Raw genomic sequence first — 20,269 nt, 5'->3', positions numbered from 1 at the left:
TGCGGCCTAAAATCTATGAAAGCAATGAAAACAAATCTACTTATCACTTGACTTAATACCACAAGACTATTAGTCATCTATTTCTTTTTAAATCATTCGAATATACGGTGTAAAACAAAAAAATCCCTAGTGTTATATTCACACTAGAGACGAGATTTCCCGCGGTACCACTCTGTTTGTTCGTTTACCGAACCCACTTTATCTAATAACGGTAGATGCCGTTTGCTATGCAAATTTCTCAAGGGCGCTTCACTTTTTCTTTTTATCCGGCTTCCACCACCCCGAACTCGCTTTAAAAGACAAAAAAGTTACTTTTCTTGATCAACAATCGAATATTCAATTTAATCACATGAATTATAACAAAGTTTCAGAAAATAAGCTAGCGAATTTCATCATTAATCTTTGTTAGGAAAAACCAAACTTGGATTGGCATTTAAATCCATCTGTGCGAGGTGTTGTTTTTTTAATTCAACATGGGCCGCCGCACCAATCATTGCTGCATTATCGCCACATAATTTTAATGGCGGGAAAATCACTTCGACATCAGATAACTCCTTAGCCACTGCTGCTGTTAAAGCGGAACGTAAGCCCTGATTAGCCGCAACACCGCCTGCAACGATTAATTGCTTAACTGGATATTCTTGACACGCACGAATGGTTTTATTCACTAGAACGTCAATCACACTTGCTTGGAAACTCGCTGCTAAGTCTTCTTTAACTAAAGTTTCACCCCGTTGCTCTGCATTATGTACAAAATTAATAAAAGAGCTTTTCAGTCCACTAAAACTAAAATCAAAATGTGGGTCATGAATCATTGCTCTTGGGAAATGATAAGTATCTTGCCCTTGATGCGCCAACTCGTCAATTTCCTTCCCACTTGGGTATTTTAATCCCAACACGCGACCAACTTTGTCATACGCTTCACCGGCCGCATCATCGCGCGTTTCACCAATAATTTCAAAAGAACCATCTTCGGCCATATAGACCAATTCCGTATGCCCACCACTAACTAAAAGCGCCATTAACGGAAAAATTAATGGTTTCACAAAACGAGCTGCATAAATATGACCCGCCATATGGTTAACTGGAATTAAAGGTAAGTCGTGGGCCCAGGCAAACGATTTAGCCGCCGCAATTCCAATTAACAACGCTCCGACTAAACCCGGTCCTTGTGTTACTGCAACTGCTGACAAGTCCGCCACTTCAACTTGCGCTTCTTCTAACGCTTCTTCAATACAAATCGTAATCTCTTCGACATGGTGCCGACTGGCCACTTCGGGTACAATCCCACCAAAACGCTGATGACTTTTAATTTGCGATGCAATCACATTACTTAATATTTTCGCGCCATCTGCAACAACAGCGACACTTGTTTCATCACAGCTACTTTCAATAGCTAAAATTAATTCTCTCATTTATTCCTAGCCTACCTTACTTTTTTTAACATTAAAACAGCATCCTCAACGGGCGCATGATAGTATTTTTTTCGTATCCCAATTTCTTCGAATCCACTTTTTCGATACGCTTGTTTAGCCGCTTGATTCGATTCACGCACTTCTAAAAAAATAGAGGAGGCCGCTTTTTCATGGGCGAAGCTTGCTAATTGTTCTAGCAACTGTTGGGCAATCCCTTGCTTTTGCTGCGCCGGATGAACGGCCACTTGCATAATCTCGATTTCATCAACAACCAAGTGACAGGCTAAAAAGCCCACAACCTTGTCAGCTTGTTCATCAATAAAATAAAAACTATGAGGCAACTCCAAATCCGCTTCCCATTGCTTTTTTGACCAAGGAGAACCATTTGGATAGCTTTCGTCCGCGATTTGAAAGAGGGTTTCACTTAAAATATCCGGTGTAAAATCATTTTTGTCTTTTATCATAAATACTTCACCATATCAATCGCATCTTCTTGATCTTCGTCATAATAATTTGGTAATACTTTCCTTGAAACATAACCTAAACGCCGGTACAGCCGTTGTGCATCTTGATTACTGCGCCGTACTTCTAACGACATGGTGGCACAATCTAAAGAGTGCGCAAACTTTTCAGATTCCTCTAATAGAAGACTACCTATACCCATCCCTTGAAAATCCGGCGAGACAGCGATGTTTGTAATATGCCCATCCGTCAAAAAAACACGCACGCCCATAAACGCAATCACTTGTTCTTCAAACAGCACCCCCAAATAAAGATGCGAATAACGTGAATACAACTCGGCCAAAAAGGCACTACGCATCCATGGCGTTTCCCCTTGATAGACTTTGCGCTGTAAATCCAGCAAACTTTTAATATCACCAATGTCTAGCTGACGAATCGTAAACGTTCGCTCTTGAATTTTTACGACTTTTGGTTGGTAATGTTTGCGAAAATTTTTAAAAATAGCTAATTGAAAAATATTAAACTTTTTCCACATAACTTTCCACTCTCACTTGTTGAGGCTGAGTTGCTAACCAATTTTCTTCGGCTTCAACTAATTTTAAATATTCAGGTAAAAAACCATGAATATTAGCAACGGGTTGCTCTTTTGCACCTAAACTTGCCAAAGTAACCCCGTTTGCATAATTCCATTCGGGGATTTGATTAATAGCTACTTCTGAAAACGCTGAAACTAGATCTTCATGAAAAACTTGAACATCTTCACCAACGAAATAAACATCTTGATCCGCCAATTTTTCTATTAAGTCTGATAAAGCTAAATGTTGATCAGGTAATACATTGACTAACTCACCTGATTGCCATTCATAAGCACCCGCATAAACATTTTTACGACGAGCATTAAATAATGGCACAATCCAACCTTTTTGCCCTATACAATTTGCAGCAATGACTTTTAAACTAGACACGCCAACCAATTCCGTTTTTAAAGTGTCAGCTAGTGTTTTGGCTGCCGTAACGCCAATTCTTAAGCCTGTGTATGATCCTGGGCCTTGAGCGACGACAATTCGTTCAAAGTCTTTTGGTTTTAACCCAACTTTTTTCGTCATTAATTCAATTGCTGGCATTAGAGTCACACTATGATTTTTGTTAATCGTTGTTTGAATTTGACCTAGCACTTGCTGACCGTCCATGATTCCTACTGCAAGTGTTTGATTTGATGTATCGACTGCTAAAATTTTCATTGATTTTCCCTACCTTTACAGATTCCAGTTCATTTTACCACAAAATGAAAGTCAGTGACAGATGCGAGTTTCCCATCTAAAAACCGCACATCTTAAGAAAAAATTTAGAAATTAAAAAAACAATTTAAACTCTCGCTAAGGATAAATTCAAATAGTTTCAATCATAAATCCTGCGTTTTTGTGATATTTTAAATCATACGAATAGTTGTTTGAACAATGTGTTATCCTTTTAAAAACAAATTAACAACAGATTTTGAAAACCTTTCACAAATTGGGATGTTTTTAAAAAATAACGAATCTTCTACCAAATATAAAAAAAGATATTTTTGACTGTATCTATCTTTTTACACACTTTATCAGTAATGTTAAGCTTGGTGTATCAATAAATCACAGGGATTCTTTTTAACGCTCTTATTATTATTTTCCTGGGTTTAAAAATTTAAAGGAGATGAAGGAAATGGGTTTACTATGGTCATTAATTGTCGGAGGCGTTATTGGTGCAATTGCTGGAGCGATTACGAATAAAGGTGGATCAATGGGAATTATCGCAAACGTGATTGCCGGTTTAATTGGTTCTGCTATCGGACAATCATTGTTAGGAAGTTGGGGTCCAAGCTTAGCTGGAATGGCGATTGTTCCATCCATTATCGGTGCTATTATTTTAGTTGCAGTGGTCTCTTTCTTCTTTGGTCGCAGCAAAGTATAATTATCGACACATCAAAAAAATCGCATCTTAGGATGCGATTTTTTTATTTTCCTATTTTTCATTACTACGGGTAGAATCTCTTAAAATAAGTTCGGTACCGACCGTAATTTTTCGTGCGACTGGTGACTCTTCTTGAATGAGCTCAAGGAGAGTCGATACAGCCAATTCCCCCATCCATTCCGTATAAACTTTCACTGATGACAATGCGGGTGAAACATATTTAGCTACACTCACGTCATTAAAACCAATTACTGAAATATCTTCTGGAATTTTTAAACCCTGTGCTTGAATGGCACGCATCGCACCGATTGCTAACGCATCACTTGAAGCAAAAAATGCCGTTGGATATGACGTATGAGTTGTAAGGAATTGTTGCATCTGATGAAAGCCATCATCAATCGTAAAAGCACCTTTTAAATGATAGGCTTCATCGAACAATTTCAATCGAACGAGAGAATCTCGAAAAGCTAAAAAGCGTGGATCTTCAATTTCATACTGATTTTCTTTCGTATATTCAACCCCTGAAAGGATGCCAATTTTATGGTGTTTTTCTTTAATTAGTTGGTCGATGACTAATTGAACGCCCTGCGTAAAATCAACAACTAAAGAGTTTTGTCCTAATGATAAACCATCAAAGTCAACAAAGAGTAATTCGCCTGGTAAACGAGTCAACTGCTTGATTTCACGTTGATCAAATTTACCTAAAGCAATCGTTCCTTGTGTCTCCGTATCTGAAAGTTCCGTCATTTGCTCTTTAATCAAACGAATATTCAGCTCTTCCGCTTTTTTTTCAATCCCTAGACGAATCGCTAAGTAATATAAATCGGCTAACTCTTCCTCGCTATCGTACCATTGAACTAGGCGTAAAACAGCCGATTCACGACGTTTATTTTTGTGTTTCGTATAATTCAAGGCTTCTGCAATTTCAAAAACTTTTTTCTCCGTTTCCTTACTCACCGAAAGCTCTGGATCATAGTTTAAAACACGTGAAACAGTTGCCGGAGAAACTCCGGCTTTTTTTGCAATGTCTTTAATTGTTGCCATGCGTTTCTCCTCCTGATTTTACAAACTGTTAATGAAGGCCATAAAGCCTGCTTGACCGACTGCATCGCGTTTGAAGACACCTGCGTCTTCTAAAACACGTGCAAAAATCAAACCAACTTCTTGTTGAACAATTTCTTGAACATTTTCAGCTGTGAATGTGTAACACTCTTTCATCTGATTAGCCCAAGGAAGATGGTATTCAGCAATCGCATTTTCTTCACCTAGGACATACTGCTCCACTTCAACTAGTTCTTTTTCAAGACGTGGTGGTAAAACCGCCAAGCCCATGACTTCGATTAAGCCGATGTTTTCTTTTTTAATATGTTGAACATCTTGATGCGGATGGAAAATCCCATCTGGATGTTCTTCAGACACATTGTTGTCACGTAATACGAGATCGATTTCAAACAAATCGCCTTGGCGACGCGCAATTGGTGTCACGGTATGATGTGGCATACCATCTTTGCTAAAAGCTACAATCGAAAGTTCTGGCGCAGAATAATTTTGCCATTTAGTTAAAATATATTCCGAAGCATCAACTAAAGCTTTTTTATTGGCACTTTGTAAACGAATGACTGACATTGGCCACTTCACGATTCCCGCCGTTACAGCATCAAATCCTGGAATGGTAAATGAGGTTTCGATTGGTGCTCTTTCCATTGCAAATTGATATTTACCTGCTTGATAATGATCATGCGATAAAATCGAGCCGCCGACAATTGGTAAGTCAGCATTCGAACCAACAAAATAATGTGGTAACACTTCAACAATTGTTGTTAAACGTTCAAATGTTTGACGACTAATTTTCATTGGGCGGTGTTCTTCTGATAAGATAATCGAATGCTCATTGTAATAAGCATAAGGTGAATATTGGAAGCCCCACGCTTCGCCATCTAAATTCATACGAACCAAGCGATGATTGGTCCGAGCAGGATAATTCATCCGACCTTTATAGCCTTCATTTTCCATACAAAGCATGCATTTTGGATAATTAACAGCTGTCATATTTTTTTGAGCAGCAATTTCTTTTGGATCTTTTTCTGGTTTTGATAAATTGATTGTGATATCCAATGCCCCATATTCGGTTTCAATCGGAAAAACAATATTTTTAGCAATCGCACGCGTTTTGATGTAGTCATTTTTTTGACATAAATCAAAGAAATAATCGGTCGCTTGTTCAGGTGATTTTTCGTAATGTTGGGCAAAAAAGGCATTTACGACAGATGGTGGTGGCGTTAACAAATCCATCAATTCACCTTCTAAAATCTCCGTTTCAGCCAGGGATTCACCGATCACTTGATTTTCTTTTGCTTTTGCGACTAAGACATCCATTAGTTCAATAGGCAAAACGTCAACTGGTTGAACAACATACGTCTCAAGAGCTGCTTCACCAATCATTCCCAGAACGCGGTTTTGTAAATAAATCCGATCCATCTCCATCCAACCACCCGATTGGATGCCACAAGTAATAAAATCGGCAATAACTTGACTAATACTCATTTCAAAAACTCCTAATCTTGATAACCATTCGGATGACTGACATGCCAATTCCACGCAGTTTCAATAATTTTTTTAACATCTGTATACTCTGGTTTCCAACCTAAAACTTCACTTGCTTTTGCACTTGAAGCGACTAATGAACTTGGGTCACCCGCACGTCTTGGTGCAACAATCGCTGGAATTTTTTTACCCGTTACTTCACGCGCAGCATCAAGCATTTCTTTAACTGAATAACCGTTGTTGCTACCTAGATTGAAGACATTGCTTTCATTACCGGCTTCCAAATATTCTAGCGCTAAAATATGTGCCGCAATTAAATCTTCGACATGTACATAATCACGAATACATGTACCATCTGGCGTATCATAATCATCACCAAAAATAGATAAAGCTTCTCTTTGACCAAGCGCTACTTGTAAGATAATTGGTACTAAATGTGTTTCAGGCGTATGGTCCTCACCGATGGTCGCATCGCGTTTGGCACCTGCCACGTTGAAATAACGTAAAGCAACGTACTTCATCCCGTAAGCATTGTCACACCATTTCATCATTTTTTCCATCATTAACTTGCTTTCACCATAAGGGTTTTTCGGATTTGTTGGCGTTATTTCAACAATCGGGCTTACTTCTGGCTCACCGTAAGTTGCGGCAGTTGATGAGAAGACAATGTTCTTAACATCAAAGGCTTCCATTACTTCTAAAACAATTTGCATCCCATAAACGTTATTGTTAAAGTACTTCAACGGTTTTTCAACGGATTCACCCACTAGTGAGCTCGCCGCAAAGTGAATCACGCCTTCAATTGCTTCTTTTTCAAAAACGCTCGTTACAAATGCTTTGTCACGAATATCGCCTTCATAAAACGTTGCTTCTTTATGAACTGCTGCACGATGTCCTGTTAATAAATTATCGATCACAACAACCTTATATCCTTTATTGATTAATTGATCAACGGCATGCGAACCAATGTAACCTGCACCACCTAAAACTAAAATTGACATTTTATTCACCCTTATCTTTTTTATTTTTAAAGTTTTCTTGCACCATCATCAATACTTGCTTGATAAATATCCGTTGCGTAACCAATTTTTTCTAAATACTCTTTAGAAACAGCTTCCACAAAATTATCCCAGTCATTTGCTTTCACTAAAGCAATCGCACAGCCACCAAAACCAGCACCGGTCATACGTGCTCCTAACACACTTGGATGCGCTTGAGCAGCAGTAACTAACGTGTCTAATTCAATCCCTGTTACTTCATAATCATCTTTCAGTGACGCATGCGAAGCGTTTAGTAATAAACCAAACTCTGATAAATCACCGGCTTGCAAGGCTTTTTTAGCTTTTAATGTCCGTTGGTTTTCAGTCACTGCATGTTTCGCACGACGGATTAATGTTTCATCGCCAATCAATTCAGTGTTACCAAAGAATGTTTCTTCATCTAGCGCACCTAATGAATCAATGCTTAATTTTATTTGTAAACGACGAAGCGCTTCTTCACATTCACTACGACGTTCATTGTATTTTGAATCTGCTAATTCACGACGTTTATTGGTATTCATAATTGCTACGACATATTCACCAAACTCAGCTGGTACCACTTCATATTCTAAAGTATTTGTATCTAATAATAAAGCGTGGTCTTTTTTACCCATACCAATCGCAAATTGATCCATAATTCCTGAATTGACACCAATAAAGGCATTCTCTACTTTTTTACCTGTTTTAACGATGTCTAACATTTCAACGTCTAGGTTGAATAAATCACGCAAAATTACGCCTGTTAACATTTCAATGGAAGCCGAAGATGATAGACCCGCGCCGTTTGGAATATTGCCATAAAAGACCATTTCAAAACCAGAATCAATCACATAACCTGCTTCTTTCAAGTAACGAACCATGCCTTTTGGATAGTTTGTCCAGTCATGCGCTTTGTCATAGTCTAGCTCATCAATTGAAAATTCAATAATGCCTTTTTCAGGGAAGTTTTCTGAGTATAAACGAATTTGATTGTCTTCACGTTTTTTTGCTAAACCAAATGTTCCAATCGTAATACTTGCTGGAAAAACATAACCACCATTGTAATCTGTGTGTTCCCCAATTAAATTAATCCGTCCAGGTGCGAAATATTCGCCAGTAGCCGCCTCGCCAAACTTCTCTTTAAAAATTGCTTGTAAGTCTTTTTCCATCATAAACGCTCCTTTATTTTTCTTAGTAAATTTATTATAAAACATTTAGTAAATATTTACAATTATTTTTACCTTAAAATTTCAATCGTTTTCACTTCCCAAAAATAGAAAAATGCTTCATAATATAATTAGAAATAAAAGTGAGGTGAAAGAACAATGAAAAAATTTCTCTCTGGTTTTGTAGTTGGTTCTTTAATTACAACTGCAGCAACCGTTAGCTTAGTTACTGCCATCAAAAAAACAGTTATTGATCCAATCGAGGAAAAAGAAGCGATTCAAGATGAAAATCGTCGAAAAGCACATCGTAAAAGTTTTGCACGATAAAAAAACGTTGGAATTCTCTTAGTTAAGAGTGTTCCAACGTTTTTATTAATTAGAAGACTTTCTTTTGCTTTGTTTTACCAGACCAATCACTGTAACCCGTTTTTAAAATATAAATATTTGTATAGCCTTGTTTACGTAATTTATTTGCCGCACGAACACTTAACGTTTTCGTATTGTCATATAAATAAATTGGTAAATCTTTACGAATACCACCAACTGATTGCGCAAACGTTGTGTAAGGAATATTACGTGCTCCTAAAATGTGACCTGCATCAAATTCATTTTTTTCGCGAACATCAATCACTTGTGCACGGCGCATTCCTTCTTTGAACTCTTCTTCTGTAATAATCGTTGCTGATTTTTTCCCCATATAATAGTAAAATAACCAGTTTAATCCGAAGAATAATAAAATTGACGCTAATATTACGTTTAACCACACTAAAAATCCCATTTAAAAATCGACCTTCCTAATCTAAAAGTTGTAATGCTAATGATGCTGCTCCGATAACACCCGCATCATTCCCTAATTGTGCTAATTTAATTACCGTACTTTCATTGACTTGTGGGAAAGTGAATTGGAAGAAATATTTTTCAACACGACTACGTAAGAACTCGCCTGCCGCACTTACCCCTCCACCTAAAACAATACTAGAAGGATTCAATGTATTCCCTAAGTTCCCACATGCTAAACCTAAATAGAAACAAACTTTATCGACAACTAATACGGCTAATGCATCGTCTGCTTGCGCTAAGTCAAAAATGTCTTTACTTGAAACATCTTGGCCGTCGTCTAAACGTTTTTTCAATTCAGAATCGCCAGCATATTCTTCTGCTAATTGACGCGCAACACGAACGACACCCGTTGCACTTGAGACTGTCTCTAAACAACCAACTTTGCCACAAGTACATTCAAAACCATAAGGATCAACAGTAATATGCCCAATCTCACCGGCACAGCCAGCTACACCATGAAGTAGTGTATTTTCCATAATAATACCGCCACCCACACCGGTGCCTAAAGTAATGAAAATCACATCTGGATTGTTATCGCCAGCCCCTTGCCATCGTTCGCCTAATGCCGCAACATTTGCGTCGTTATCAAGAACAAAAGGAATACCTGTACCTTCTTCGATTTGTTGGCGAATCGGTTGCACTGTTTTCCAGTTTAAATTGTAAGCTCCAACAACAGTTCCCGCTGTACGATCAACACTACCTGGTGTTCCCATACCAATTCCGATAAAGTCTTCTGCTTTTAAGTTATATAAATCCAAATGATGATTGATTGACTCAATAATATCTGGAACGATGTGTGAACCTTCATCCAATATATTTGTTTGAATACTCCATTTTTGTTGAATTTCACCTTCTTGCGTTAAAATCGCAAACTTGGCTGTTGTGCCACCTAAATCAATACCGATAATTTTCTTTGTTGACATCATAAATCCTCCCTCATCAATTCCACTCTATGTTCTCTTTTTAATATTGCCCATGCTTTTAAGTAAGTTGGTTGATCAATGAGATGATTATCGAATAGTTGTTTAACTTCTTGTGACATCAACTCAATATCATAAATACGCTTACCGACATAAATGATAATTCCAAACCGTTTTAATAACTGTTGGACATCGTATAAACTTTCCATATTTAAAAACACTTCCTACATTATACTAGTAATTGCCCTTTTTTGAAACCATGTAATGAAGATTCACATAACATTCTTATACGGATATTACGACGAAATTTTGTAAACCTTGCACGAAAATAGCTCTTGACAATTTATCAAAATACATTGAACTTTCTTAAGCCATAGACGAAACAAAAACCTACAAGAAAGACTAAAATCATCCCTGAAATAATTCGGGTATGAATTGAATATCCTTTGATTGATTTCACAGGTAATGCTACGATATTCCCCATTAAAATCCCGCCAAGCAATCCGCCGAGATGACCATAAAAGTCGATCGTTTGGTCAAACATGCCAAACAAGAAATTCAAACCAATAAATAACGCAAATTGTCTTACCATTGCTTGAATTGCTGGATTGTTTTTAAAATGAAAGCCCAATACAATAAATGCGCCAAACATCCCAAAAAGGCCCGTACTTGCACCAACAGACTGTGTCCGAACATCATTAAAAGCAAAACTTAGTAAATTTCCTGCGACCCCACTCATTAAATAAATCGCAAAAAAGCGCCAATGTCCATAAATCGCTTCTACTTGCTGTCCCATGTAATAGAGTATGACAGAGTTAACAGCAAAATGCATCAAACCAAAATGAATAAATAACGGCGTAATAAAGCGCCAATATTCATGATTCAATACAATCGCAGCACCGAACATTGATCCTCGAAATTCAATCATTAAGCCTGGTAATAAAAACGCGACTAGAAAAACGGCGGTTTGAATGGCTAAAAAAACCAAAGTAATATATGGCTGTGATTTCCAGTTTCTTAGCTTCATTTTTCAACCTCCACTTCTTTGACGAAATCAGTATAAATATGCCCAACAGGAATATCGAATACGTCCACTTCCCAATTATTATTAATCTGCTCCGCAAAAACCATCGAACAAGTCTGCCCTTCATAATCAGCCAAGTAACGATCATAAAAACCGCCACCAAAACCTATCCGATAACCTTCTGACGAGAAAAGCAAACCAGGAACAACAATTAAATCAATTGCTGTTTTTTCAATCAGCAACTCACTTACCGGCTCTTCCACACCAAATTTTGTCACAACATACTGACTTGCAGCGTGCACTTCATAAAAAGCTAAGCGACGATTCGGTAACGATTTCGGAACAACGACACTTTTTCCTTGCGCAAAAGCTTTCTTTGCAATTTTATTTGTGTCAAACTCAAAATCCAACGGTCTGACTAACGCAATCGTTTCTGCTTCTTTCCATTCTTTCGATGCAAAAAACAAAGATAAGACAATTGATTCTTTTTCTGCCTTTTTCTTTGGATGGCTAGCTATTTTTTTTAATTGTTGAATTGCCTTTTGACGGCTCATTTCTTTATTCATTGCTTCACACTCCTAAAAGAAATAGTACCTAAATTTCTATAGAATAGCAAACAGAATTGTTGTGAGGAAAGTGTGAAGATTTTTCCTTGTTAGACGGAATACGCCTTAATAGACAAAACGCTTCCGATTCGTTACCATTTAATGAAATAACTAATAAAGGAGAAAACAAATGCGACTTTGGCACGAACAACTCATTCCAAGCTTACCACGACAACAACTTCTCGGACAACATCGTGAATGTTGTGCCTTACGTGGAAACGGTTGGAATAAAAATCACGCAACAGTTAACTATGTTTTTAAATACTCACCCTATAAACTTTTCCAATACCATGAATTAATTATGCAAGAGATGCAGCGACGCGGCTATCAGCCCGCTGAAATTTGGTACAATCCGTTGTACCGCGGATTAAAATGTCCAAGCTATGATTCACTAGAAATTGTACCATTAACCCAACCGATTTATCCAGAACATGAAATGGACTATTTGCAAGAATGCTTAGAGAATTTAAGAGCAAAAGGAATTGAAATTTAGTCGACTGTATACATCGTGACCGTAACCGTCCTCCTGCAGGTGATGCGCTCAATTTTATCTGACAATATTTGACTACCTTCATGTCAACAAAAAGGACTTATTTGGTATAATTAGAATAAAAATTAAGCGAATGAATCATTCGATAATAAAAAGGAGAATTTAAAGGATGCAAAATATGATTGAGGTCGTAGGAATGGCTTACACCGATGCCTACCGTATACTTAGGAACGCCGTTGTGGACCGGGATGGCCCTGCAAATTGGAATAATAACGGCTACCATTATCACAATATCGAACTCGTATTAATTCCCGAACCAGAAAACCCTTACGATCAAAATGCGATTGCCGTATACTCCGAATACCCCACGCCGGCAAATGCTAAAATCAAAAGAAGTGGTCGAATCGGTTATTTACCAAGAAATTCTGGTGTTGAGATTGTTGAACGAACCTTGGTCAACGCCGTTATCAAAGAAGGTTTTAAAAATATCTATGTGAAAATTGATGCTTCAGATTTCATAGATGAGACAGCAGCTTATAAGGATTTTGACGAGGAATTAGAAAATGATTCCTATCAAGATTTTGAAGAACAAAGAAGCAATCAATATTATTATAAAACACGCGTCAATAAATTCATCTTTGCCTTTTTAGCACTCTTTTTCGGCTTTTTCGGGATTCAGTGGTTTTACGCTAAACAATATAGCAAAGGTTTATGGTATTTAGTATTATGTTTGACAACCATACCGATGTTTCTTGGTTGGTATCAAGGAATCAAAGCCTTATTAACCAAAACAGATGATAGCTATTTGATTGAAGTATAAGTGAACAAAGCCAATCGATACGATGATAAGTATCAATTGGCTTTGTTCTTTTATGATCCTGTTAACTAATTGTTTGCTACCACTAAGAATTCATAAAGCAACTATTTAAATAAAGAGACCTTTTATTCTTGAACATATTCCATCATCGTTTCAATATCTTCTTCTCCCACATTGCCCGCAAAATTTCTTGTCGCTAAAGAAACCGTTCCTTGATCATTGTAAAAAAGATACATCAAATCGCCATCGAGGGATTCAAAAACTTTTTCTGTAACTTGATTCTCTTGATAATTGCTTAATTTTAATTGCGTATTCACTTTTACTACCCGTTTATTTTCTGATGAACCAGGCCCACCAAAAAGCGTAATTTCTTTTGTCGGAATGTTTGCCACATCCAGCTGATAGATTGACCGTAAGACTCGTTCATTAAAATCTTCGCCTCGATTATATATATTTAAATACACTTGCGATGAATCCATTGAAATTCCAATAGCTGGTGGCGCATTCACACCACTACTAACAAAAAGCAACTGATTCTCTTCGCCCTCTCCTACCAATAAATCATTCAATTCGACACTGTATGGATACTCTTGACTACTGGACATTTCCGAAATTTGCGCCCGACCTGATGTACTTTCCACTAAAGAACTTTCTTGCACTTCTTCCGATGATTCTTGTGACATAGAAGATGAACTTTCAACTGACTCAACAGGTACTTTCGAACAAGCGTTTAATAGCGCGATTCCTAAAATAAACAAATAGAACTTTTTCATATTAGCCACACTCCAAAAGTTTTTTTGTTCCTACAAATTAATTGTATCACAAAGACTCAAATAACTACACATACTCATCCCAATCCTCTTATACATATGATAAAATATGTTATAAGCAAAAAATTGATAGATACTTTTAACTTAAAAAATAATGAAAGTAGGTAATTTCTGTATTTGTTCAGCACTTATTTTTTTAAAATGTCGCCAATTTGGAGGTCAAAGACTTCCCAAAAAACAAAAAAAGAGCCACAAACCTTGATATACAAGGCTTATGACTACGACTAAACGTTAATTATTTAGTTTCACGGTGTAAAGTAACTTTTCTTTCACGTGGGCAATATTTTTGTTTTTCTAAACGATCCGGAGTGTTACGTTTACTTTTGCTTGTTAGGTAGTTACGTTCTTTACAAGAAGTACATTCTAAAGTGATGTTTACGCGCATGATTTTCCCTCCCATACATTACAGAATTCTCTAAGTCATTTCTCAGACTTGATTATAATATCATGTTTCAATCTTAATTGCTAGTCTTTTTCTGTTTTTTGTTAAGTATTTTTACTTGACGAAAAGGAGTCCTCCATCAAGTATTGGCGGACTCCTTTTCGTCGTTTATTTTAGAACTCAGACCAATCGTCTTCTTTTTCTTTTGCTGCTTCGTCTTTAGTTTTCTTTTTCTCATTGTTTTTTGCTGTAAAAAAGTAATACAAGGCATAAACAAATCCGAGAATTAAAAGAATTCTAAAAATAAAAAAGGTCATTTTTATTCACCTTCTTTAACGATGGCATTCGCTCCGTTAACTGTAACCCATCCGTGTTCTTTACGGGCTTGTGCTTCTTCGTATTTAATCAAGTTTTCTGTAACTGACTCAGCAATTTTACGGTTTGCTTCGGCTTCGGCTTCTGCTTGTTTTGTTGTTTCATATGCTTTGGCGTCTGCTTGTGTTTTCTTGGTTTCAGCATCTAATTTTGCTTTTTCATTTTCTTGTCCAGATAACACAATTGCATCGATTGATTTTTGTGTTTCCGCATCAATTTCAGGTACGCCCACGGTTACGTCTTCAACGACAAAACCTTTTATTTCGACTGCTTTTGAAAAGTTGTCAAGTAATTGTCCTTCCGCTTCTGATGATTTACCTGATAAAATATCTAAAATCGTATATTGTGAATACACATCACGTGCTTCTTTTTGTAATTTTGATTTTAACCAACCTTCTTCAATGTCGTTTGAAGTGATGTTACCGAATTCTTTGTACATTGCTGAAGTTTTTGTTGGATCAATTTTATAGTCATATTTAATGCTGACTGATGTTTTTTTACCATCAGAAGTTGCAATTGAAACACCCTCTGCTTGGATAGTTTGTAAACGAATTGGGTATTGTGTAACTTTATCTAGTCCGACAAATTTAATCCCTTGTCCTAAAGTTTCATCTCGGACACCGCCGTTAATTGAGTAACGCACACCTACATATCCATTTTCAATTTTTTCAAAAAAGATAAATCCTCCGACTAACGCAATTACGATAACCAAGATTCCGATGATACTTGATTTAATCATTGTTCCAGTGTTTTTTTTCATTCCTTGTCCTACTTTCTTGTATGAATTCATACCAACTTATTATACGGTTCTTTTCATCAGATTCCAAATTTATTTCTTAATTATTTTTAAAACATTCGTCAATTTTCTGTATTTTTTCAGAAAACGTGTTATGATTAACTCAATACGTCAGATATTTTTATGCAATATTTTTAATTTTCTTTTAAAGAAATTTATTCAACACTGGCGCAACTAAAGGGTTGCAAGGATGTATTAGTGGTTAGGGAATACATCGTATAAATGAGAAAGAGTTAAACATTCGTAATAGTCATGATCCAACTTTAAAATATTAATATTATACGTTAGATAGCCTTCTCTTTAGAAAAAAGAGAGGGCTATCGTCCATTCTAGGACTATTCAATTAACGCTAAATCATAAATGGTGTAATCACAACGATAAATGAACAAATACTCGCCATCAATTAATAAACCCGTACTTTTAGGTACATCTGTTTTATAAAGTGAAACATGATCCCCTGCATATGTTGCTAAAGGTGTTCCGTTTTGACTACGAATTAAGACAACCTTTTTCTTTCCATCAAATGAATTGCGTTTTTCATTAACCATAGAATTCAAAATCGGAATGCCACGCTGGATATTTTCAGTATCAACCGTCTGTGTATATTCTTCAAAAACGTTCTCGAGTCCTGTTTCAGCGATAATCATCGACGACCCAACGTGGTGCATCTCTTTTGTCCCCACACTAATTTTGATTACCGAAGAGTCTTTACTCTCCTCATTCGTATCAAAGGTTTCATCGCGTTCGATTAAAATTGATTTCCCCGTAATTTTATCAATGACCTGACTACTTTCATCATATGTTTGAATCGTCATTTCTAATCCTTTAAAACTTTCCTCGAATCCCTTAAACCACATTCGAATATCTTGACAGCCGGCCAAACTGACAGCAAAAACACTCAACGTTAGACCAAAAATTATTTTCTTCAGATGTTTTTTCATTTTAAATCACTCCCTTTTTGTTCTTGTTTGACTACCAAAATCATAACAAGTTTTTGGATAAAAAAACACGTACTTAAGACGGATATTTTTAGAAATACATTTAATAACAATTCCTTTTTAACGTAATTCAAAAAATACTAAATGAAGCAAATTAACACTTTCTTAATCTATTGAAATCCCTTTATCCTTTGATAATAAAACATTCATCAGGTATCTAAATCATGAACCTTTAAAATTGAGAGAAAAATATTGACGGTTTTAAAATTAATATGCTATAGTAATAGTACGGAATTTCGTTATTAACGTTAAGTTGCCTTTCATCAACTTTTAGAAAGGAGAATGCTATATGACATTCTATAACAATCAAATGGAATACCGTGTGACACTAAACACTGAATTAAACCTATTCGTTGTTTTTGACAAACGTGATGAAAATCATTTTGCCACAGGTAAAACCATTGAAGAAGCAGTACAAGAATTATCAAAACAAGTATAAGGAGAGCGAGTCTTCCATGGACGAACATTCGAGTACAACAAAATAGCACCTACTGAAATCAAAACGGTAGGTGCTATTTTTGTATTGTTTTTTAATTTTTAGCCTCGAGATCAGACTTGTTTTTAGCAAGCGCTTGGTCAATTGGATATTTCTGAGCATTTTTAACTAACTTTTTGTTAATAATTTCTTCCACATCAAAGTTAAGATTATCGGACATCATCAACGAATAAACGCTTCTTTTAATCATTCGCGCTTCGTCACGAAACTTGTTAATATCTTGAATAATTCTCTCCTTATTTAACTTATTTTTGTATCAATTGGTTTAGAAAGATCCAATTTTAATCGTTCTCTTTCTTGTTGAATAATATTCTTCACCATTACCGTATCTGAAATATCAATAGATTGCACCGATTGGTCTGAGATATATGAATGTTTAGCAAAGTTATCAAAAACACTCTGCTTTGTATTTAACATATTCATCATTTGTTCATCGATACTCTTTTCTGTTAATAGACGATAAACAAAAACCGGTCTTGTTTGGCCCATGCGATGCGCTCTAGCAATTGCTTGTGTTTCTAACGAAGGTTTAATTTGTGGTTCGCAAAAAACAATAATACTAGCCGATTGAATATTTAAGCCAAAGCCACCGGCCACAATTTGAGATAATAAAACAGTTCCAGCAGGTGCCTTCTCAAAATCATCTAAAATTTCTTGCCGCTGTTTCGAACTCACACTTCCCGTAATTGGTAAAAGTGTCTGCTCTCCTAGAAAATCAGAGAGTTGGGAAATAACGTCTCGGAAAAAGGAAAAGACAATGATTTTTTCGCCACTTTCCTTTGCGCCCTCACAAATTTCCATTAAACGTTCTAATTTAGGAGACTTTTCTGGACTGCCACCTAACCAAGCACACCTTCTCATCCGCATAAATTTCCCGTCTTCAACTGCTTGTTCATAAGAAACACGTTCTTCTGGACCAAACATTTCCCACTCTTCATTTTGCGTCAGTGGTGGCAATTCACTTAACACGTCCTCTTTCTTCCTTCTTAAATAAACCGGTGCAATCGCTTCTCGGTATTTTCTAGGCGATACAAAATAATCTTTACTTTGAATATCCTCTGATATTTTTGGTTGTAGCGTTTTAATTAAGGTCGTCATTTCATCAACGTTATTTTCAATCGGAGTCCCCGTCATGTACATGACATAGGGTGTTTTATAAGCCCACTTATGAACAACGATGGAACGTTTGGCCGATGGGTTTTTTACGTAATGAGCTTCATCGACAACTAAACCCGACAGCTCAAAACCGTCAGCGATTGGTAAACGTTGTAATGTTTCAAACGTCGTCACTCCAACTCCCTCATTTTGAATCCAAGTTCTGGTCTCTGCATTTCTTGACGAGCCGTGCAGACGATAAGCAGGCAAATCGCTATGTTTTTCAATTTCTCGCTCCCAATTTATGATAATACTCGCTGGACAAACAACTAAAAAATGCATTTTTCCACGAGCATATAAATCAGCCATAACGCCAATCGCTTCAATTGTCTTTCCTAGCCCCATCTCATCGCCAATGAGCACTTTCTTTTGAACAAGCGTGTATTTCACAGCAAATGTTTGCCAACCTCGTAAAGACGCCTTTAATTTAGAATAATTAATCTCTTGCTTATTAATCTTTTCTAGAATTTCTTTCGCAATTCCCGAATCACTGGTAACCTGTGATTGTTTAATTCCACCAAACTTTTCAACTAACGCATAAAAACTAGCCGCATTCGATTGAAACCATTCCTTGATTTCATTATCAGGTAGTTCTCCTAAAGCAATTTTTGCCGTTCCAATTTCATCTGTTAAAGCGGGGATTTTCGCTGACATGACTTCTATTGATTCTTGAATCGCACTAAAATTCTCGCTATTTTTCGACTCAAAATAGCACCATAACAATTCTAAATTCTTTTCAGCATTTTGATACCGAAGCGGAATGCGCTTCATCCCCTCTTTAAATTCAAATAAATGATTAAAGATCGTCTGATTTTCTGCCACCGTATGAATGACTTGAACCAATTTTTTCTGATCTAGCGAGAGATTGGCGATATCAATTTTAAAAACTGGGTTTTCATAAACTTTGATTTTAAAAGCGTCATAAGCATTTTGAATTAATTGACTCTTTTTAGGCCCGATTCCATCAATCCGTTCAAAACGACCGGAATATCGACTCAGTTCTTTCAAATTTAAAAAGTTGGCGGTTAAGATCTTGCCAGGTAATCCCGGATAAGCAAGCACAAAATCATCAATCGAAAAATGATTGAATTGATTGTCCATGTCATTTTTCATAATCTGACTGCTTAATCTTTGAATATCATGAACAAGTAAATCATATGTTTTTGAAATGGGCTCCATTTTGTGGTTCAAATTAACCACTTGATCAAGTGACTTAGCCAGTGATTGCATATTAGGTAAGCGCTCTGGCGCAATGACGGTGACACCTAGTATCTCATTGTAAATCTCTTGAACCTCATCAAAATGATTTTCAAGCCAGTGATTAACCCTTGTCGTATCAGCTCTCACATCAAAAGAGATTTCATTTATTCTGTCAGATAATTGACTCTCCCTTACCCTTTGATTGATCTCTATTAAATGATGAACCGACTCTATGTAACTAGCCTTTTTTGAAGAACTAAAAAAACTTGAACGAATCTTACCCAATGCGCGATTGGGTATCCGCTGTTCTAAATATTTAAATGTCGCAACTTCTTCCAACAACTGCTTACATGCCTCTTGATTCAAGTGGAGCCAATAAGCTTGTTGGATATTTTCGAGTAATTCGGAATTTTCCTCTACTCGAAAAAAATTAAATATTCCAGCTCGATACGGTACGCGATAGGAATTTGTTTGTTTTTCCGGAGTTACTCCAAAGGATTCAGGAATATCATAATCAAACTGTCTTAATTGATTAGCTAGACTTTTCATTGATGTTAGGAATTCATTTTTTACATTATCAAAATGATCCTTGTATTCCCTAGCATCTTTTTTAAATTGGTGATACTTAGTTAATTCAAGATTCACTGCGACCTTATCAGGGAAACGAGAGCGATTAATCATAGCAACCCTCCTAACTTATTTAATTTTTATGATTTCAAAACCATTTCTTATAAAATGTTTATTCGTCGGATTACCACCCATCAGTTTACTCGTGTCAATTCCTTGGC

General features: G+C 36.5%; 25 protein-coding genes and 1 other annotated feature. Of the genes, 5 read left to right on the top strand and 20 right to left on the bottom strand.

The window, feature by feature from the left end; all coding sequences use genetic code 11:
- Positions 1–142: 142 nt before the first annotated feature.
- Positions 143–334: a binding site (T-box leader), on the bottom strand.
- A gap of 61 nt (positions 335–395) precedes the next feature.
- The 4 genes from tsaD to tsaB are packed head-to-tail and all read right to left on the bottom strand — an operon-like array spanning position 396 to position 3,118.
- The gene (gene tsaD, locus ACFO3L_RS02230; protein ID WP_379963389.1) at positions 396–1,415 is read right to left on the bottom strand and encodes a tRNA (adenosine(37)-N6)-threonylcarbamoyltransferase complex transferase subunit TsaD; all 1,020 of its coding nucleotides are present in this window, start codon (positions 1,413–1,415) and stop codon (positions 396–398) included.
- Between the two features lie 11 nt (positions 1,416–1,426).
- Positions 1,427–1,879, bottom strand: a complete 453-nt coding sequence (rimI, locus tag ACFO3L_RS02225) for a ribosomal protein S18-alanine N-acetyltransferase (RefSeq protein WP_379963387.1) — start codon at positions 1,877–1,879, stop codon at positions 1,427–1,429.
- Positions 1,876–2,412: a ribosomal protein S18-alanine N-acetyltransferase gene (gene rimI, locus ACFO3L_RS02220; protein WP_379963385.1), complete on the bottom strand. Its 537-nt coding sequence runs from the start codon at positions 2,410–2,412 to the stop codon at positions 1,876–1,878. The genes rimI (ACFO3L_RS02225) and rimI (ACFO3L_RS02220) overlap by 4 nt, the downstream gene beginning before the upstream one ends.
- On the bottom strand, positions 2,396–3,118 hold the full coding sequence (tsaB, locus tag ACFO3L_RS02215) for a tRNA (adenosine(37)-N6)-threonylcarbamoyltransferase complex dimerization subunit type 1 TsaB (protein WP_379963383.1): 723 nt from the start codon (positions 3,116–3,118) through the stop codon (positions 2,396–2,398). The genes rimI (ACFO3L_RS02220) and tsaB overlap by 17 nt, the downstream gene beginning before the upstream one ends.
- 457 nt (positions 3,119–3,575) lie before the next feature.
- On the opposite strand from tsaB, the gene ACFO3L_RS02210 reads away from it, so the two are divergent.
- On the top strand, positions 3,576–3,824 hold the full coding sequence (locus ACFO3L_RS02210; protein WP_379963381.1) for a GlsB/YeaQ/YmgE family stress response membrane protein: 249 nt from the start codon (positions 3,576–3,578) through the stop codon (positions 3,822–3,824).
- A gap of 51 nt (positions 3,825–3,875) precedes the next feature.
- Here the strand turns inward: ACFO3L_RS02210 and ACFO3L_RS02205 are convergent, their stop codons facing one another.
- The 4 genes from ACFO3L_RS02205 to ACFO3L_RS02190 are packed head-to-tail and all read right to left on the bottom strand — an operon-like array spanning position 3,876 to position 8,556.
- A complete protein-coding gene (locus ACFO3L_RS02205) occupies positions 3,876–4,868 on the bottom strand; it encodes a LacI family DNA-binding transcriptional regulator (protein WP_379963379.1) in 993 nt (330 codons plus the stop codon).
- Positions 4,869–4,886: 18 nt separating this feature from the next.
- Entirely contained in the window at positions 4,887–6,368 is a 1,482-nt protein-coding gene (gene galT, locus ACFO3L_RS02200; protein WP_379963377.1) for a UDP-glucose--hexose-1-phosphate uridylyltransferase, read from the bottom strand.
- Between the two features lie 11 nt (positions 6,369–6,379).
- Positions 6,380–7,369: a UDP-glucose 4-epimerase GalE gene (gene galE, locus ACFO3L_RS02195; protein ID WP_379963375.1), complete on the bottom strand. Its 990-nt coding sequence runs from the start codon at positions 7,367–7,369 to the stop codon at positions 6,380–6,382.
- A gap of 26 nt (positions 7,370–7,395) precedes the next feature.
- On the bottom strand, positions 7,396–8,556 hold the full coding sequence (locus ACFO3L_RS02190) for a galactokinase (protein ID WP_379963373.1): 1,161 nt from the start codon (positions 8,554–8,556) through the stop codon (positions 7,396–7,398).
- Positions 8,557–8,712: 156 nt separating this feature from the next.
- Here ACFO3L_RS02190 and ACFO3L_RS02185 point away from each other — a divergent pair, with 156 nt between their 5' ends.
- The gene (locus tag ACFO3L_RS02185) at positions 8,713–8,880 is read left to right on the top strand and encodes a DUF3042 family protein (protein ID WP_379963370.1); all 168 of its coding nucleotides are present in this window, start codon (positions 8,713–8,715) and stop codon (positions 8,878–8,880) included.
- 49 nt (positions 8,881–8,929) lie between these two features.
- Here the strand turns inward: ACFO3L_RS02185 and ACFO3L_RS02180 are convergent, their stop codons facing one another.
- From ACFO3L_RS02180 to ACFO3L_RS02160, 5 genes are all read right to left on the bottom strand, one after another.
- Entirely contained in the window at positions 8,930–9,331 is a 402-nt protein-coding gene (locus ACFO3L_RS02180; RefSeq protein WP_379963368.1) for a rhodanese-like domain-containing protein, read from the bottom strand.
- Positions 9,332–9,347: 16 nt separating this feature from the next.
- Positions 9,348–10,316: an ROK family glucokinase gene (locus tag ACFO3L_RS02175; RefSeq protein ID WP_379963366.1), complete on the bottom strand. Its 969-nt coding sequence runs from the start codon at positions 10,314–10,316 to the stop codon at positions 9,348–9,350.
- Positions 10,316–10,522 carry a YqgQ family protein gene (locus tag ACFO3L_RS02170; protein WP_379963364.1) on the bottom strand — a complete coding sequence of 69 codons (207 nt, stop codon included), beginning with the start codon at positions 10,520–10,522 and terminating at the stop codon, positions 10,316–10,318. Before ACFO3L_RS02170 ends, ACFO3L_RS02175 begins: the two co-directional genes overlap by 1 nt.
- A 137-nt stretch (positions 10,523–10,659) precedes the next feature.
- Entirely contained in the window at positions 10,660–11,340 is a 681-nt protein-coding gene (locus ACFO3L_RS02165) for a rhomboid family intramembrane serine protease (RefSeq protein WP_379963362.1), read from the bottom strand.
- Positions 11,337–11,903 carry a 5-formyltetrahydrofolate cyclo-ligase gene (locus tag ACFO3L_RS02160; protein WP_379963360.1) on the bottom strand — a complete coding sequence of 189 codons (567 nt, stop codon included), beginning with the start codon at positions 11,901–11,903 and terminating at the stop codon, positions 11,337–11,339. Before ACFO3L_RS02160 ends, ACFO3L_RS02165 begins: the two co-directional genes overlap by 4 nt.
- A gap of 169 nt (positions 11,904–12,072) precedes the next feature.
- On the opposite strand from ACFO3L_RS02160, the gene ACFO3L_RS02155 reads away from it, so the two are divergent.
- Entirely contained in the window at positions 12,073–12,435 is a 363-nt protein-coding gene (locus tag ACFO3L_RS02155; RefSeq protein ID WP_379963358.1) for a TIGR02328 family protein, read from the top strand.
- 166 nt (positions 12,436–12,601) lie between these two features.
- Positions 12,602–13,252: an NINE protein gene (locus ACFO3L_RS02150; RefSeq protein ID WP_379963356.1), complete on the top strand. Its 651-nt coding sequence runs from the start codon at positions 12,602–12,604 to the stop codon at positions 13,250–13,252.
- 122 nt (positions 13,253–13,374) lie between these two features.
- On the opposite strand, the gene ACFO3L_RS02145 is transcribed toward ACFO3L_RS02150, so the two are convergent.
- The 5 genes from ACFO3L_RS02145 to ACFO3L_RS02125 all read right to left on the bottom strand — a co-directional run bounded on the left by ACFO3L_RS02145 (position 13,375) and on the right by ACFO3L_RS02125 (position 16,573).
- Positions 13,375–14,022, bottom strand: coding sequence for a hypothetical protein (locus ACFO3L_RS02145; protein WP_379963354.1), 648 nt, complete (start codon positions 14,020–14,022; stop codon positions 13,375–13,377).
- 292 nt (positions 14,023–14,314) lie between these two features.
- On the bottom strand, positions 14,315–14,464 hold the full coding sequence (gene rpmG, locus ACFO3L_RS02140) for a 50S ribosomal protein L33 (protein WP_161903421.1): 150 nt from the start codon (positions 14,462–14,464) through the stop codon (positions 14,315–14,317).
- Positions 14,465–14,634: 170 nt separating this feature from the next.
- Positions 14,635–14,778 carry a hypothetical protein gene (locus tag ACFO3L_RS02135; protein ID WP_379963352.1) on the bottom strand — a complete coding sequence of 48 codons (144 nt, stop codon included), beginning with the start codon at positions 14,776–14,778 and terminating at the stop codon, positions 14,635–14,637.
- Between the two features lie 2 nt (positions 14,779–14,780).
- A complete protein-coding gene (locus ACFO3L_RS02130; protein ID WP_379963397.1) occupies positions 14,781–15,575 on the bottom strand; it encodes an SPFH domain-containing protein in 795 nt (264 codons plus the stop codon).
- A 392-nt stretch (positions 15,576–15,967) separates the two neighbouring features.
- Positions 15,968–16,573, bottom strand: a complete 606-nt coding sequence (locus ACFO3L_RS02125; protein WP_379963350.1) for a DUF5052 family protein — start codon at positions 16,571–16,573, stop codon at positions 15,968–15,970.
- 346 nt (positions 16,574–16,919) lie between these two features.
- Here ACFO3L_RS02125 and ACFO3L_RS02120 point away from each other — a divergent pair, with 346 nt between their 5' ends.
- Positions 16,920–17,069 carry a hypothetical protein gene (locus tag ACFO3L_RS02120; RefSeq protein WP_379963348.1) on the top strand — a complete coding sequence of 50 codons (150 nt, stop codon included), beginning with the start codon at positions 16,920–16,922 and terminating at the stop codon, positions 17,067–17,069.
- 91 nt (positions 17,070–17,160) lie between these two features.
- Here the strand turns inward: ACFO3L_RS02120 and ACFO3L_RS02115 are convergent, their stop codons facing one another.
- Together ACFO3L_RS02115 and ACFO3L_RS02110 are read right to left on the bottom strand one after the other, a co-directional pair.
- Positions 17,161–17,316, bottom strand: coding sequence for a MazG-like family protein (locus ACFO3L_RS02115; RefSeq protein WP_379963346.1), 156 nt, complete (start codon positions 17,314–17,316; stop codon positions 17,161–17,163).
- 50 nt (positions 17,317–17,366) lie between these two features.
- Positions 17,367–20,162: a DEAD/DEAH box helicase gene (locus ACFO3L_RS02110; protein ID WP_379963344.1), complete on the bottom strand. Its 2,796-nt coding sequence runs from the start codon at positions 20,160–20,162 to the stop codon at positions 17,367–17,369.
- Positions 20,163–20,269 lie beyond the last annotated feature (107 nt).

The organism is Enterococcus eurekensis (assembly GCF_042654605.1).
GTDB classification, from domain to species: Bacteria; Bacillota; Bacilli; order Lactobacillales; family Enterococcaceae; genus Enterococcus_I; species Enterococcus_I eurekensis.
Note: the sequence above shows the minus strand (reverse complement) of the source record. Positions and strands in the feature narration are given on the sequence as shown.

Bases quoted from the DNA above. Each gene is read 5' to 3' on its own strand.
- ACFO3L_RS02210 (WP_379963381.1), top strand. From the start codon at position 3,576: ATGGGTTTACTATGGTCATTAATTGTCGGAGGCGTTATTGGTGCAATT.
- ACFO3L_RS02145 (WP_379963354.1), bottom strand. From the start codon at position 14,022: ATGAAAAAGTTCTATTTGTTTATTTTAGGAATCGCGCTATTAAACGCT.
- galT (WP_379963377.1), bottom strand. From the start codon at position 6,368: ATGAGTATTAGTCAAGTTATTGCCGATTTTATTACTTGTGGCATCCAA.
- ACFO3L_RS02180 (WP_379963368.1), bottom strand. From the start codon at position 9,331: ATGGGATTTTTAGTGTGGTTAAACGTAATATTAGCGTCAATTTTATTA.
- ACFO3L_RS02150 (WP_379963356.1), top strand. From the start codon at position 12,602: ATGCAAAATATGATTGAGGTCGTAGGAATGGCTTACACCGATGCCTAC.
- ACFO3L_RS02110 (WP_379963344.1), bottom strand. From the start codon at position 20,162: ATGATTAATCGCTCTCGTTTCCCTGATAAGGTCGCAGTGAATCTTGAA.
- tsaD (WP_379963389.1), bottom strand. From the start codon at position 1,415: ATGAGAGAATTAATTTTAGCTATTGAAAGTAGCTGTGATGAAACAAGT.
- ACFO3L_RS02185 (WP_379963370.1), top strand. From the start codon at position 8,713: ATGAAAAAATTTCTCTCTGGTTTTGTAGTTGGTTCTTTAATTACAACT.
- ACFO3L_RS02160 (WP_379963360.1), bottom strand. From the start codon at position 11,903: ATGAATAAAGAAATGAGCCGTCAAAAGGCAATTCAACAATTAAAAAAA.
- ACFO3L_RS02135 (WP_379963352.1), bottom strand. From the start codon at position 14,778: ATGACCTTTTTTATTTTTAGAATTCTTTTAATTCTCGGATTTGTTTAT.
- ACFO3L_RS02175 (WP_379963366.1), bottom strand. From the start codon at position 10,316: ATGTCAACAAAGAAAATTATCGGTATTGATTTAGGTGGCACAACAGCC.
- ACFO3L_RS02190 (WP_379963373.1), bottom strand. From the start codon at position 8,556: ATGGAAAAAGACTTACAAGCAATTTTTAAAGAGAAGTTTGGCGAGGCG.
- ACFO3L_RS02165 (WP_379963362.1), bottom strand. From the start codon at position 11,340: ATGAAGCTAAGAAACTGGAAATCACAGCCATATATTACTTTGGTTTTT.
- rimI (WP_379963385.1), bottom strand. From the start codon at position 2,412: ATGTGGAAAAAGTTTAATATTTTTCAATTAGCTATTTTTAAAAATTTT.
- rpmG (WP_161903421.1), bottom strand. From the start codon at position 14,464: ATGCGCGTAAACATCACTTTAGAATGTACTTCTTGTAAAGAACGTAAC.
- galE (WP_379963375.1), bottom strand. From the start codon at position 7,369: ATGTCAATTTTAGTTTTAGGTGGTGCAGGTTACATTGGTTCGCATGCC.
- ACFO3L_RS02205 (WP_379963379.1), bottom strand. From the start codon at position 4,868: ATGGCAACAATTAAAGACATTGCAAAAAAAGCCGGAGTTTCTCCGGCA.
- tsaB (WP_379963383.1), bottom strand. From the start codon at position 3,118: ATGAAAATTTTAGCAGTCGATACATCAAATCAAACACTTGCAGTAGGA.
- ACFO3L_RS02170 (WP_379963364.1), bottom strand. From the start codon at position 10,522: ATGGAAAGTTTATACGATGTCCAACAGTTATTAAAACGGTTTGGAATT.
- ACFO3L_RS02125 (WP_379963350.1), bottom strand. From the start codon at position 16,573: ATGAAAAAACATCTGAAGAAAATAATTTTTGGTCTAACGTTGAGTGTT.
- ACFO3L_RS02115 (WP_379963346.1), bottom strand. From the start codon at position 17,316: ATGATTAAAAGAAGCGTTTATTCGTTGATGATGTCCGATAATCTTAAC.
- ACFO3L_RS02130 (WP_379963397.1), bottom strand. From the start codon at position 15,575: ATGATTAAATCAAGTATCATCGGAATCTTGGTTATCGTAATTGCGTTA.
- rimI (WP_379963387.1), bottom strand. From the start codon at position 1,879: ATGATAAAAGACAAAAATGATTTTACACCGGATATTTTAAGTGAAACC.
- ACFO3L_RS02120 (WP_379963348.1), top strand. From the start codon at position 16,920: ATGACATTCTATAACAATCAAATGGAATACCGTGTGACACTAAACACT.
- ACFO3L_RS02155 (WP_379963358.1), top strand. From the start codon at position 12,073: ATGCGACTTTGGCACGAACAACTCATTCCAAGCTTACCACGACAACAA.